At 72.6% G+C, this 13,343-nt stretch carries 12 protein-coding genes; 6 read left to right on the top strand and 6 right to left on the bottom strand.

The genetic code is table 11. The annotated features are described in order from the left end of the window. Window positions 1-187 precede the first annotated feature (187 nt). The gene (locus ACZ8ZB_RS21140) at window positions 188-1,132 is read right to left on the bottom strand and encodes a hypothetical protein (RefSeq protein ID WP_470739222.1); all 945 of its coding nucleotides are present in this window, start codon (window positions 1,130-1,132) and stop codon (window positions 188-190) included. A 240-nt stretch (window positions 1,133-1,372) separates the two neighbouring features. Next, window positions 1,373-1,990, bottom strand: coding sequence for an RNA polymerase sigma factor (locus ACZ8ZB_RS21135; protein WP_470739221.1), 618 nt, complete (start codon window positions 1,988-1,990; stop codon window positions 1,373-1,375). 667 nt (window positions 1,991-2,657) lie between these two features. On the opposite strand from ACZ8ZB_RS21135, the gene ACZ8ZB_RS21130 reads away from it, so the two are divergent. Continuing rightward, window positions 2,658-5,288, top strand: a complete 2,631-nt coding sequence (locus ACZ8ZB_RS21130) for an FG-GAP-like repeat-containing protein (protein WP_470741547.1) — start codon at window positions 2,658-2,660, stop codon at window positions 5,286-5,288. A 65-nt stretch (window positions 5,289-5,353) separates the two neighbouring features. On the opposite strand, the gene ACZ8ZB_RS21125 is transcribed toward ACZ8ZB_RS21130, so the two are convergent. The 4 genes from ACZ8ZB_RS21125 to ACZ8ZB_RS21110 form a co-directional block, all read right to left on the bottom strand. Continuing rightward, window positions 5,354-5,746: a hypothetical protein gene (locus ACZ8ZB_RS21125; RefSeq protein WP_470739220.1), complete on the bottom strand. Its 393-nt coding sequence runs from the start codon at window positions 5,744-5,746 to the stop codon at window positions 5,354-5,356. A 101-nt stretch (window positions 5,747-5,847) separates the two neighbouring features. After that, the gene (locus ACZ8ZB_RS21120; RefSeq protein ID WP_470739219.1) at window positions 5,848-6,405 is read right to left on the bottom strand and encodes a hypothetical protein; all 558 of its coding nucleotides are present in this window, start codon (window positions 6,403-6,405) and stop codon (window positions 5,848-5,850) included. Window positions 6,406-6,511: 106 nt separating this feature from the next. Further along, window positions 6,512-7,018 carry a hypothetical protein gene (locus ACZ8ZB_RS21115; RefSeq protein WP_470739218.1) on the bottom strand — a complete coding sequence of 169 codons (507 nt, stop codon included), beginning with the start codon at window positions 7,016-7,018 and terminating at the stop codon, window positions 6,512-6,514. A 123-nt stretch (window positions 7,019-7,141) separates the two neighbouring features. Then, window positions 7,142-8,707, bottom strand: coding sequence for a beta-N-acetylhexosaminidase (locus tag ACZ8ZB_RS21110; protein ID WP_470741546.1), 1,566 nt, complete (start codon window positions 8,705-8,707; stop codon window positions 7,142-7,144). A 264-nt stretch (window positions 8,708-8,971) separates the two neighbouring features. Between ACZ8ZB_RS21110 and ACZ8ZB_RS21105 the strand changes: the two genes are divergently transcribed. The 5 genes from ACZ8ZB_RS21105 (at window position 8,972) to ACZ8ZB_RS21085 (ending at window position 13,189) form a co-directional block, all read left to right on the top strand. Further along, on the top strand, window positions 8,972-9,514 hold the full coding sequence (locus tag ACZ8ZB_RS21105) for a 2-oxo-4-hydroxy-4-carboxy-5-ureidoimidazoline decarboxylase (RefSeq protein ID WP_470741545.1): 543 nt from the start codon (window positions 8,972-8,974) through the stop codon (window positions 9,512-9,514). A gap of 253 nt (window positions 9,515-9,767) precedes the next feature. Further along, entirely contained in the window at window positions 9,768-10,148 is a 381-nt protein-coding gene (sdhC, locus tag ACZ8ZB_RS21100) for a succinate dehydrogenase, cytochrome b556 subunit (protein ID WP_086850366.1), read from the top strand. A 5-nt stretch (window positions 10,149-10,153) separates the two neighbouring features. Next, window positions 10,154-10,636, top strand: a complete 483-nt coding sequence (locus tag ACZ8ZB_RS21095) for a succinate dehydrogenase hydrophobic membrane anchor subunit (protein ID WP_386013083.1) — start codon at window positions 10,154-10,156, stop codon at window positions 10,634-10,636. Between the two features lie 19 nt (window positions 10,637-10,655). Continuing rightward, entirely contained in the window at window positions 10,656-12,410 is a 1,755-nt protein-coding gene (sdhA, locus tag ACZ8ZB_RS21090) for a succinate dehydrogenase flavoprotein subunit (RefSeq protein WP_470739217.1), read from the top strand. Further along, the gene (locus ACZ8ZB_RS21085; protein ID WP_190100380.1) at window positions 12,410-13,189 is read left to right on the top strand and encodes a succinate dehydrogenase iron-sulfur subunit; all 780 of its coding nucleotides are present in this window, start codon (window positions 12,410-12,412) and stop codon (window positions 13,187-13,189) included. The genes sdhA and ACZ8ZB_RS21085 overlap by 1 nt, the downstream gene beginning before the upstream one ends. Window positions 13,190-13,343 lie beyond the last annotated feature (154 nt).

Here is a 13,343-nt window from a genome sequence, read left to right as displayed (position 1 = left end):
GTGACAGAAAGCGCGCCCCTGGCGCTGTAGGAAGTACGGGCCGCCGCGCGGCCCGGGCCGCGCGGCGGCCGGGGCCTCTCCTGTGGGGGGTGGCGGCTCCGGCCGTCGCCTCGGCGGCAGCGAAGCGGAGCGCGCCGAGACCTGCGGATTCTTCGTTTTCCCTGGTCACAGGGGTCACATGGACGGGTTACGGGCGGTTGGCGCCCGGGGTCTCGGGCTTCCCCGTGCCGTTGCTCCCGCTGCCGCCCGCACCGTCGCCCGTGGCGCCCGCACCGTTGCCGGAGCCGTTGCCCGCGTCACGCGTGACGTCGTCGCCCGCGTTGCCCGAGGAGCCGTTTCCGGACCGGTCGGCCGAATCGTCGTCCCTCTTCCCCGGCGCCCCGGTGTCGACGGGCGGCGTCCCGGTCCCCGCCGGCTGCCCGGCGCAGTGGGCGGCGACGTTCTCCGCGCCGCCCGCAGCCTCCGTCAGCCGCTTCCAGGCCGTCGAGTCCAGCGCCTCGCCCCGCCCCCGCACCTGCTCGTAGGCGCGGCAGTGGGCCTCGGTGTCCCGGGCCGTCCCCGGGTGGTCCGGGCGGTCGGATCCGGTGTCGGGGCCCGCCGGACCGCCGGTGGACGGGCCGGTGGACGGGCCGGTGGACGGGCCGGTGGACGGGCCGGTGGACGGGCCGGTGGACGGGCCGGTGGACGGGCCGGTGGACGGGCCGGTGGACGGGGCGTGGCTGCTCCTGCCGTCCTCCGTCGGGCCGTCCGTGGACGATCCCGTCGCGCCGATGCCGGCGACCGCGACCCCGCTCAGGGTGAGACCGGCGACCACGAGGGAGAGCGTGGCCTTCAGCGAGTGGCGGCCGAGCCGGCTCCGACGGGTCCGCCAGTCGTCCCGGCGTCGGGTGCGCGCGCCGTGCGCCCCCGCCTCCCGGGCGGCCAGGAACGCGGTGACGGCCCGCTGTTCGGCCCCCGCGTCCACGCCGCGGCGGATCAGCGCGGCGGCGAGCAGTGCCTCCAGATCGGCGGCGTCGACGACCCGGCGCCCGCCCGTGACGGAACCCGGACCGCCGTGCCCGGGGGGCGCGTCCGTCTCAGGGTGCACACGCCGACGGCCGGCCGGCCCGCCGTCGTTCTGCCGTTCACCCATGTCCGTTCTCGTTCCTGCTCGTTCCACTTGATGCCCGCGGCCCGGCCCGCCCGGCCGGCCCGCCGTGCCCGTGCGGGCCGGGCGGCCGCGTGGGCGGTACCGCCCGGACCGACGGATACGTTCCGCGTGTCCGGCCTGTTCATCCGGCGGCCTTCGGGGGCCGTCGTGGGCCGCCGGGTGCGGGCGGCCCGGGCCGGGCGCCGTCGCGCCGCCCGCCGTGTCCGCCGTCCCGGCCGGCGTTCATGTCGACTCACCCAGCGTCCGCGACGCCTCATCCGTCACACTCTCGACACCGAGCTGCTTCGCCAGGCGCTTCAGCCCCCGGTAGGCGGCCGTCCGTACCGCGCCCGGCCGCTTGCCGAGGACGCGGGCGGCGGCGGGGCCGTCGAGGCCGACGACCACCCGCAGCAGCACGGCCTCGGCCTGGTCGCGCGGCAGCCCGCCGACCAGTGCGAGGGCGTGCTCGGTGGACATGGCCTCCATGGCCTGGTCGTAGGTGCTCTGCGGCCCGGGGAGGTCCAGGACGTCCTGTTCCAGGGCCGACGGACGGGGCCGTACCCGCTGCCGGCGCAGATGGTCCAGCGCCCGGTGCCGGGCGATGGTCGCCGTCCAGCCCCGGAACCCGGCCCCGTCGCCCTTGAACCTCCCCAGATCGCGGGCTATCTCCAGCCAGGCGTCCGACATCACGTCCTCGGCGTCGTCCCCGACGAGCCTGCGCACATAGACGAGCAGGCCGGGCTGTACGAGCCGGTAGGCCACGGCGAAGGCGGCCTCGTCCCCCTTCTGGGCCCGCGCGACGGCCGCGCCCAGTTCCCCGTCGTACGCCTGTGCGCGGCGGGATTCCCCTCCGTGGCCCAAGAACCGTCCTCGTCCGTACCGAGTGCGTAGCGCACCGCTATCGCTTGGCGTGAGCACGCCCGACGGCGCCCGCACCCCCACGGTCATCAGCGTCCGGCGCCACGAAAGTGTCACAGCTCGTCACACGCCCCATGCGGCACACGCGGGCGGGGGCCGGCCTCCCGTGTCCCGGCGCCAGGGGGACGGCGGGGCCGTCCGGACAGACGCCGTCCCGGCCGGTACGGTCCGGGTCCGCCGCCGGCCGTCGGCGGGCGGCGGGCGGCGGGCGGCGGACCCGGACGGACCGGCACCCGTCACGCTTCCCCACGACGGAGGTCCCCATGTCGGCCTGGTGCCGGTGGCCGGGCGGAAGGTCCGCGGCGACCCCCCGCGCGACGGGTCGTGATCATCACCCGTCAGGGATGTGGCGCTCACCACACGATCACCTCACGGGACGCATACAACCTTTCGCCCTCCCGTACGTCCGCGAGGCATGTCGCGGGATCCGCGGGTTCGGTGACGTCACATGTGACGTTCGGCCCGCGCCCGACGCTGAATGAGTGTTACCTGTGGGACAGGTGATGTTCATGTGTCTTCTCTAGGGGTGGGGTAGTTGAGTTCTCGCAGAACCCGTGCGTACAAGCCGCTCAGCCTGAGACGGCGGGCCTGGCTGACCGCCGGAGCCGTCGTGCTCAGCGGTACGGGTCTCGTCACGTACGCGGTGGCCGATCAGCCGTCCGCTCCGGGGGATCCCGGCGTGGAGGCCCGTGACCCGAGCATTCACACGCTGAAGCTGGAGAACCGGGGTTCCGGCCGCCGGGGCCTCGACCGGCAGACCACGGATCGCTTCAGCGCGGTGCTGGTGACCTGGGACAACCCGGAGGCGGACGTCAAGGGCACGCCCCAGGTGCGCACCCGGGACCTGGAGACCGGCAAGTGGTCCGGCTGGCAGGCGCTGGAGGACGAGCCGAGCCAGGCCGACGGAGCGGAGGGCGAGCGGGCGGCGGCCCGCGGCGGTACGGCGTCGGTGTGGACCGACGACTCCGACGGCGTCGAGGTACGCGTGGTGAACGCCGACGGCACCCAGGTGGGCGGCCAGCCGGCCGGCATGGACGTCAAGCTCCTCGACCCGGGCACGGACCCCGAGGGCGCGCCGACGGTCGCGAGCATGGAGCCCGCGGCGTTCCTCGCGGAGACCACGACGCCGGCGGCCCCGGAGCCGACGGAGGCGCAGAGCACCGGAACGCCGTCGGAGGCACCCGTCACGGAGACCTCCACGCCCGCGGACACGGCGTCCGCGGAACCGGCCGGCACCCCGTCGGGGACGGCCACGGGCACCGCGTCCCCCGATCCGACGCCCACCGTCCCCGAGCCCCGCCCCTCGACGGTCGTGAAGCCGCCGGTCATCACGCAGGCCGAGTGGGGCGCGTCCACGGACTACGACGGCACGCCGAGCTACGGCACCGAGATCAAGGCCGCCGTCATCCACCACACCGGCGTCGACAGCGACAACAGCGTGTCCTGCGCTGACTCGCGGGCCCGGATGCGCTCCATCCAGCAGGAGCACTTCGCGCGCGGCTACTACGACATCGGCTACAACTTCGTCGTCGACCGCTGCGGGCAGATCTTCGAGGGCCGCAGCGGCGGCATGGACCTGCCGGTGGTCGGCGCGCACGACGTCGGCTTCAACACCGACACGCTCGGCATCTCCTATCTGGGCAACTTCGAGAGCGCCCGCCCGAGCCGGGCGGCGCTGGACTCGATCGCGCGGGTCGTCGCCTGGAAGTTCGGCATGTACGGCATCGACCCGACCGGCAAGGTCACGCTGACCTCCGGTACGGAGGCCGGCGTCACCGGCAACAAGATCGACAAGGGTGAGTCGGTCACCCTGCCGAGGGTCTTCGGCCACCGGGACACCAACCACACGGCCTGCCCCGGTGCGAACCTGTACCCGAAGCTGTCCCTCATCGCCGCGCTCGCCAAGACCCCGGGCGTCTCGCACGCCCTGGCCACCTCGGACCACAACCGGGACGGCCTCTCCGACCTGGTGGCCGGCACCCCGAAGGCCTCCGGCGGCGGCAGCGCGACCGTCATCCCCGGCGGACTGAACGGCCCGGTCACCGGCGCGAAGAAGACACTCACCCAGGACAGCCCCGGCGTCCCCGGCGGCAACGAGTCGGGCGACGGCTTCGGCACCTCCACCGCCTGGGGCGACGTCAACGGCGACGGTTACGCCGACCTCGCGATCGGCGTCCCCGGGGAGGACGACACCAGCGGCCACGCCGACCGCGGCGGCGTCGTGGTGATGTACGGCCCGGAACTGGACACCGGCTTCTCCCACTACGCCTCGGGCGTCACGCAGACCGGCGCGAAGCTCGGCACCACGGTCGCCGTCGGCGACTTCGACGGTGACGGCAAGGCGGACGTGTTCGCGGCCGGCACCGGGCGGGGCGGCAACTGGAACGCCCGGCACACCGACGGCGCCACCACGTACGGCACGCTCACCGGTTCCACCGGTTCCGTCTCCTACCTGGACGCCGCGAGCGGCGACTTCAACCGGGACGGTTACGCGGACATCGCCCTCAACTACCGCGACACCGGCGGCGTCAGCCGTGTCGTCCGCTTCGCGGGCTCCGCGTCCGGCCTGGCCGAGGCGGGCGTCCTCTCCGTCAAGGGCGGGCGCTCCGTCGCCGCGGGCGACTTCAACGGCAACGGCTACGACGACATCGTCATCGGCCAGCCGGTGGCCGACGAGTCCGGCGGTACGACGCCGGGCGGGCGGATCACCATGGTCCCGGGCACCTCGTCCGGGTTCACCACCACCGGCATGAGGACCCTCCACCAGGACACCTCCGGCGTCCCCGGCGGCAACGAGTCCGGCGACGCGCTGGGCACCTCGGTCTCGGCCGGCGACTTCAACCGCGACGGATACGCGGACGTCCTGGCCGGCGCGCCCGGCGAGGACTTCACCCGCAGCGGCGCCAACCGCAAGGACACCGGCCAGGCGATCCTGTTCCGCGGCGGCTCCTCCGGCCTCACCGGCACCGGCGCGATCGGCTTCTCCCAGGACACCTCCGAGGTCCCCGGCGCCACGGAGTCCGGTGACCGGTTCGGTTCCGCGGTGTCGCTGACGGACCTGTCCGGCTACGGCCGCGCGGACCTCACGGTCGGCGCCGAGGGCGAGGACACCTCGGACGGCGCGCTGCTGTACGTGCCGAGCAACAGCTCGGGCCTCGGCTACGGCGACTCGTACATCTTCGGCAAGGGCACCCTCGGCCTGCCGGCGGACGTGCGGCTGGGCCAGACCCTGGCGCCGTGACCCGTACCCGGTACGACGACGGCCGGGGGCCCGCGCACCGTGCGGGACCCCGGCCGTCGCACGCGTCAGGTCCGTGCGCCGTCCGACGCGTCACGGCACAGCAGGCGGAGGGAGCCGTCGCCCGTGTAGCAGCGGCGGGCCTCGTCGATGGGGTCCCAGAGGCGGCCGTCGGGGGTGCGGACCCAGTGGTCACCGCCGGAGGACCACCATTCGCCGCCGGTCCGGCGGGCGATCACCTCGCCGGCGTAGGCGCCGAATCCGCGCAGCACCAGTTCCACCGCGGCGAGCGGGGCCGCCTCCCGGCGTATGTCCTCGATCACCCGGTCGACGCTCCACAGACTGCGCGCCGAGTAGTCGAGGCGCAGCCGTGCCCCTTCGCGCATCGCCGCCACCGCGTCCGCCGCCCAGCGGACCGGCTTGGTCGCGGCCGAGGGCCTGGTCTCCTGCTGTGTGGTCACAGTCGTCGCAGTCGTCACACCCTGGTAAGCGCTCCGGTGAAGCGTTTCGTCACCATCGTTCGGACCGCGACCGCCGTTCGGACCGTGCCGGAGCCGTGGGCCTAGGAGTCCCTGCGGCTGCGGCGGGACACCGCGGCGCGCAGGACCCGGCGCCCCTCCGTCGAGACCTCGAGGGCTTTGCGCAGGCCCGCCGGGCCGTGGGCGGCGAGGAGTTCCAGGACCGTGAGCTGGCGGCGCAGTTCGGCGGCGAGCAGCGGTGACAGACCGTCGGAGCGGCCGTCGCGGCGGGCGTCGGCGAGGCCGGAGTCGTCGGCGGCGCCGTCCAGCATCCGGTGGATCCGCAGCGCGGCGACGGAGCAGTCGTCGGCCCACTCCCGCAACCCGGCGGCGGACCGCCCGGCGGGGGCGCCGGCCAGCATCCGGCGTGCGAGCGCCACCGCCTCGTCCGCGCCGTCGGCCGTCGCGTCCAGGGCGCCGCGGGCCTGCTCCAGCCGCCGCACCCAGTCCCCGGCGGGCGCGGCCCCCGAGAGGCTCGCCCACAGGGGCCGCAGCGCTTCGTCGTCACCGCCCAGCAGCGGCACGCACCGATCCAGACAAGCCAAGCCGCTCACGGCCAGCCCGGTCTCGTCGGCCCGCGCGATCATGTCCACCAGGCTCATCCACGCCTCCCCAAGGGGTGTTCGCGGGCCCCCGACGGGGCCCTCACGCGCCCCGTTCCTCACGGAGCCCGCATTTCCCCTTACTGCGTGCGATGGGCCGGGAGTGTCACAGGGGCACGACGCCGAGCCGGTCGAGCAGGCGGAAGAAGAGGTTTTCGGCCACCGGGTCGGGAGCGGCGGTCAGCACCTCGGTCAGGTCCTCGACGGAGGCGGTGCGCCCCGCCTCCTCGGCCCAGAAGACGGCCCGCTCGGCGGCGTCGGCGGGGTCCAGGAAGTAGTCCTCGAGCGTGAGCCCCTCCTGCTGCCCCTCCAGGCGGGCGGCCGTGTTCGCCCGCGCCAGACAGGTCGTCCACGCCCCGCTCTCCGGGGACGCCGCCTCCACCACCACGCAGTCGCTGTCCATGACGTACCCGAACAGCGCGGGCGCTCCGGTCTCCCGGGCCAGGTCGTTCATGTTCCCGACGTCGCCCCGGCCGCCCGGGTACTCCCACACCTGCCAGTCGTCGGGCGCCGAGGTGTGCCGGGTCATCTCCCCGGCCGCACCGGCCAGCGTGTCCAGTTCGGCGAGCGGCCGCTCCCCGCGGCCCACGACGAAGTACCCCCAGTAGCCCATGTGCCGGTGTTCCCCCGCTGTGTCGGTTCCTTCGGCCTGTTCAGAACACCACCACAGTCGCAGGGGGGTCCGCAGCCGTATGCGGCAATCCGTTCCGCGGCCCGGCCCGGGGGCCGGGGCCGGTCAGTCCAGCTCGTCCGCCAGGTTCCGGAACTGCGCCCAGGACAGCTCCGGTTCGTCCGGGTCCCAGAGTTTCTGGACGGTCGCCCGCAGCGGCAGCCGGATCCCGGCCGCGACCTGGTCCTGGGTCTGGGCCCGGGGGATGTCGCCCCAGACGGCGAGGGCCCCGCCGAGGATCTGGTCGTCGTACCGCTCCGGGACGGCGGTGGTGCCGCGCAGCACCAGCGGCGTCCACTGCTCGTAGATCCGCTCGCCCGTCGGGTAGACGAAGGTCAGGGGCTCCCCGAGCACGTAGTAGAGGAACTCGTCGTTGTGGTTGATGACCTCGCGGCCCTCGCTCAGGTACTCCTCGGGCTGCCGGGCGCCGATCTCCTTGCCGGTCCAGTAGGCGACCCGGATGTCCTTCGCGGCCCGCACCGAGCCGCCCCGGAAGAAGCCGTCGTTCCAGGCGCGGGGCGCGCGGTCGTGGGCGCGGACCGCGGCGGCCCGGTCGTTCAGCCAGCCGGCGGTCAGGTCCTCCACGGTCGCGCCGGAGCCGTACCTCTCCCGCGCGGCGGCGGCGAGGCCCGGGAACGACGCCTCGGGGTCGGACACCACCAGCGCCTGGTACTCGTCGCCGCCCAGGTGCCACTGCCCGCCGGGGAAGAGTCCGGCGTACTCGTCCAGCAGGTCGTCGACGATCTCGGCGGCCCCGGGCTCGGAGATGTCGATCGCGCCGCGCACCGCCTCGCCGTTCGCGTCGCGCAGTTGCAGGTCCGGGTGGGCGGCGATGACCGCGCCCAGGTGTCCGGGCGAGTCGATCTCGGGGACGACGGTGATGTGCCGGCTCTCCGCGAGGTCGACGATCCTCTTCACCTGCGCCTTGGTCAGATGCTGCTCGGACACGATCTCCGGGTGCGAGTCGGACTCGATGCGGAAGCCCTGGTCGTCGGAGAAGTGCAGGCCGATCTCGTTGAACTTCAGATCGCCGAGCTCGCGGATCCGGTCCTCGATCCAGCCGGCCGTGTAGTGCTTGCGCGCGATGTCCAGCATCAGCCCGCGCCGCTGCTTGGCGGGCTCGTCGCGCACCACGCCCTCGGGGGCGGCGCCGGCCCCCTCGACCTCCTGCTTGAGGGTGCGGGTGCCGTAGAACACGCCCGCCTCGCCGGGGGCGGTCACGGTCACCCGCCCGTCCCGCACGGTCATCGTGTACGACTCGGGGTTCGCGCCCGCGTCCCGGTTCAGCTCCAGCCGCAGATCGCCGGCCCGCCGGTCGTCCTTCTCCCCCGCGTACGTCAGTCCCAGCTCGCCGGCCGTCAGGCGGCCCTCGTCGGCCAGCGCGGGGTCGTCCACGACCACCCGGTGGTCCTTCGCGGGGCGCCAGCCGGGACCGCGCTCCGCGGTGTGGTCGCGTACGGCGGGTATGGTGCGCGGCGCCGTCGACAGCGGGTAGGAGCGGCTCGGAGCCGGGCTCTCCGCGGAGGACGCCGCCGGGCCCGCGGACCCGCCGCCGTCGCCCGAGGCCGTCCAGAGGCCGAGGCCCACACCGGCCGCGGCCACCAGCGCGCCCGCGGCGACGGCCCCGGTCAGCGCCCGGCGGCGCGGGGCCGTCCCCGTCGCCGCGCCGCGCCCGTGCTGCCCGTGCTGCCCGTGCTGCCCGTGCTGCCTGTGCCGACTCACCCGGCCAACGTACGACCCGAACGGGTGAAGGGTGACATCGAGCCGTTCCCAAACCCTGCCGTTCGAGTGAATTCGGGGTACCGATCGGACACGTCTCGGACTCACTCGATAACGTGACGTCACAACTCTCACAGCATCTTCCACCGACACACGCGACGCCCACGAGGACCCACGCTGCCTGCGCACCGTCTCCCAGACCTCCCCGGCCGAGTCGCCATACCCGGGCAGTCCCGCGGCGCGCCCGACGCCCCTCCCGCGCTGGAGCGGTTCAACACCGCTCCCGCCGAGGACGCCGAGCGCGCCCTTCTGGCCTGCCTGCGCAGCCCGCGCTGGGCCCTGCGCCTCTCCGGCCACCGCCCCTACCCCGACCTGCCGTCCCTCCTGGCGGCCTCCGACGAGGCGATGTACGACCTCTCCCCCGAGGAACTGGCGCAGGCCCTGGCGGCGGAGGCCCTCCCCACCCTCCCCGACGGCACCTACTCCGCCGCCCACACGGCCCTGACCGCGGCCCACACGGCGTACGAGACCAAGTTCGGCCACGTCTTCGTCATCTGCCTGGACGGCGTCCCCGAGGAGGAGACCCTGGACCGGGTCCTGGAGGACATCCGGTCACGATTGGCGAACGATCCGGACGAGGAACGGGCGGTGGCGGCCGAGGAGCTCCGCCGCCTGGCGCGGGGCAGGCTGGTGAGTACCCTCGAGGGCACGGGACCGTGACGGTCCGCGGCTCCGCCGGGCGGGCGCGGCCGGCCACGGCGGCGCCGCACCCCCGCACAGAACCGGACATTCCCTACCATGTGCCGCCGCGATAGCCCGTAAGCGTGCCAGTTTGATCACACCGGCAGGCCCCCTGTGAGTGCCGCGGGCAAGCGTCGCTAACATGCTGGGGGCCGGTGGACCGTACCCGGCCGGGCCCGACCGACAAGGAAAGCCGGCGCGGCCCCGAACCCCGCTCCCGGAGGAAACTTCCGTGCCGGCTGGAACGCTGTACCGCGGCCGGGAAGGAATGTGGTCCTGGGTGGCTCACCGAGTCACCGGCGTCCTCATCTTCTTCTTCCTGTTCGTTCACGTGCTGGACACCGCTCTCGTGCGGGTGTCCCCCGAGGCCTACGACACCGTCGTGGCCACGTACAAGACGCCGATCGTCGCGCTGCTGGAGTACGGCCTCGTCGCCGCCATCCTGTTCCACGCGCTCAACGGCCTGCGTGTCATCGCCGTCGACTTCTGGATCAAGGGCGCCCGCTACCAGAAGCAGATGCTCTGGACCGTCGTCGCCCTGTGGCTCGTGCTGATGCTCGGGGCGATCTACCCCGTGCTCGGCCACGCCGCTCGTGAACTGTTCGGGAGCTGACGCCCATGTCCACCACTGACACCACCGCCTCGGGCGTCGGCCCCGTCGAAGGCGCCCCGCTCTACTCCGTCGACAACCCGGCGCCGGTCATCGAGCCCCCGCGCAAGCGGACCAAGAAGAGCCCGAAGAGCACCCGCGGCAACTTCGAGATGGCCGCCTGGCTGTTCATGCGCCTGTCCGGCGTCGTCCTGGTCGTCCTCGTCATCGGTCACCTGCTGATCCAGCTGGTGCTGGACGGCGGCGTCTCCAAGATCGGCTTCGCCTTCGTGGCCGGCCGCTGGGCCTCGCCGTTCTGGCAGGTCTGGGACCTGCTGATGCTGTGGCTGGCGATGCTGCACGGCGCCAACGGGCTGCGCACGGTCATCAACGACTACGCGGAGCGGCCGAACACCCGGCTGTGGCTCAAGGGCCTGCTCTACACCGCCACGGTGTTCACCATCCTGCTGGGCACGCTGGTGATCTTCACCTTCGACCCGAACATCCGCTAGGCACGGGGCTGCGAGAATCATGAAGATCCACAAGTACGACACCGTCATCGTCGGCGCCGGTGGCGCCGGCATGCGCGCGGCCATCGAGTCGACCAAGCGCAGCCGCACCGCCGTCCTGACGAAGCTCTACCCCACCCGCTCCCACACGGGCGCCGCGCAGGGCGGCATGGCCGCCGCGCTGGCCAACGTGGAGGAGGACAACTGGGAGTGGCACACCTTCGACACGGTCAAGGGCGGTGACTACCTGGTCGACCAGGACGCCGCCGAGATCCTGGCGAAGGAGGCCATCGACTCGGTCCTCGACCTGGAGAAGATGGGCCTGCCGTTCAACCGGACCCCGAACGGCACCATCGACCAGCGCCGCTTCGGCGGGCACAGCCGCAACCACGGCGAGGCCCCGGTCCGCCGGTCCTGCTACGCGGCCGACCGCACCGGCCACATGATCCTCCAGACGCTGTACCAGAACTGCGTCAAGGAGGGCGTGGAGTTCTTCAACGAGTTCTACGTCCTGGACCAGCTGATCACCGAGGTCGACGGCGTCAAGAAGTCGTCCGGCGTGGTCGCGTACGAGCTGGCCACCGGCGAGATCCACGTCTTCCAGGCGAAGGCCGTGATCTACGCCTCCGGCGGCACCGGCAAGTTCTTCAAGGTGACGTCCAACGCGCACACGCTGACCGGTGACGGCCAGGCCGCCGTGTACCGGCGCGGGCTGCCGCTGGAGGACATGGAGTTCTTCCAGTTCCACCCGACCGGCATCTGGCGCATGGGCATCCTGCTGACGGAGGGCGCCCGCGGTGAGGGCGGCATCCTCCGCAACAAGGACGGCGAGCGCTTCATGGAGAAGTACGCGCCGGTCATGAAGGACCTCGCCTCCCGTGACGTGGTCTCGCGCTCCATCTACACGGAGATCCGCGAGGGCCGCGGCTGCGGTCCCGAGGGCGACCACGTCTACCTGGACCTCACGCACCTCCCGCCGGAGCAGCTGGACGCCAAGCTGCCCGACATCACGGAGTTCGCGCGGACCTACCTCGGCATCGAGCCGTACACGGACCCGATCCCGATCCAGCCGACCGCGCACTACGCCATGGGCGGCATCCCGACCAACGTCCAGGGCGAGGTGCTGGCGGACAACACCACCGTCGTGCCGGGCCTGTACGCGGCCGGCGAGGTCGCCTGCGTGTCGGTGCACGGCGCCAACCGCCTGGGCACCAACTCGCTGCTGGACATCAACGTGTTCGGCAAGCGGGCCGGCATCGCGGCGGCGGAGTACTCCCAGAAGGCCGACTTCGTCGAGCTGCCGGAGAACCCGGAGTCCTTCGTCGTCGAGCAGATCGAGCGGCTGCGGTCCTCCACCGGCAACGAGCGGGTGGCCACCCTCCGCCGTGAGCTGCAGGAGACCATGGACGCCAACGTCATGGTGTTCCGCACCGAGCAGACGATCAAGACGGCGGTCGAGAAGATCGCCGAGCTGCGCGAGCGCTACAAGAACGTCGCCATCCAGGACAAGGGCAAGCGGTTCAACACCGACCTCCTCGAGGCCGTCGAGCTGGGCAACCTGCTCGACCTGGCCGAGGTCATGGCCGTCTCCGCGCTGGCCCGCAAGGAGTCCCGCGGCGGTCACTACCGCGAGGACTACCCGAACCGCGACGACGTCAACTTCATGCGCCACACGATGGCGTACCGCGAGGTCGGCGCCGACGGCACCGAAACCGTCCGTCTGGACTACAAGCCGGTCGTCCAGACCCGCTACCAGCCGATGGAGCGTAAGTACTGATGGCTACCCCTGTTCTGGACAAGGCGGACGCGGCCGGTTCCCCCGAGCCCGGTTTCGCCGACTCCCCGTACATCACCGTCACGATGCGGATCCGCCGGTTCAACCCGGAGGTCTCGGCCGAGGCGGTCTGGGAAGACTTCCAGCTGGAGATCGACCCCAAGGAGCGCGTCCTCGACGCGCTGCACAAGATCAAGTGGGACCTGGACGGCACGCTGACCTTCCGCCGTTCCTGCGCCCACGGCATCTGCGGCTCCGACGCCATGCGGATCAACGGCAAGAACCGCCTGGCGTGCAAGACGCTGATCAAGGACATCAACCCCGAGAAGCCGATCACGGTCGAGGCCATCAAGGGCCTGACGGTCCTCAAGGACCTGGTCGTGGACATGGAGCCGTTCTTCCAGGCGTACCGGGACGTGATGCCCTTCCTGATCACGAAGGAGACCAACGAGCCGACGCGCGAGCGGCTGCAGTCCGCCGAGGACCGCGAGCGCTTCGACGACACGACCAAGTGCATCCTGTGCGCCGCGTGCACGTCCTCGTGCCCGGTGTTCTGGAACGACGGGCAGTACTTCGGCCCGGCGGCCATCGTCAACGCGCACCGCTTCATCTTCGACTCGCGCGACGAGGCCGGCGAGCAGCGCCTGGAGATCCTCAATGACCGCGACGGCGTCTGGCGCTGCCGCACGACCTTCAACTGCACGGACGCCTGCCCGCGCGGCATCGAGGTCACGAAGGCGATCGCGGAAGTGAAGCGCGCGTTGATCACGCGCCGCTACTGAGGCACGTCGCCGTACGTCCGTGAGGGCCCCGTCTCCGCCGGAGACGGGGCCCTCTGGCATATGCCACACCTTCGGGTGAACGCGGCTGCGACGGACGTGAGGGCGCCCTCCGCCCTACGATGATGGTCTCGACGCCAGCCCCTGGGAGGCACGC

The organism is Streptomyces sp. 12E, assembly GCF_055633275.1.
The sequence above is the reverse complement of the archived record's forward strand: the minus strand, read 5'-3'. Positions and strand labels throughout refer to the sequence as shown.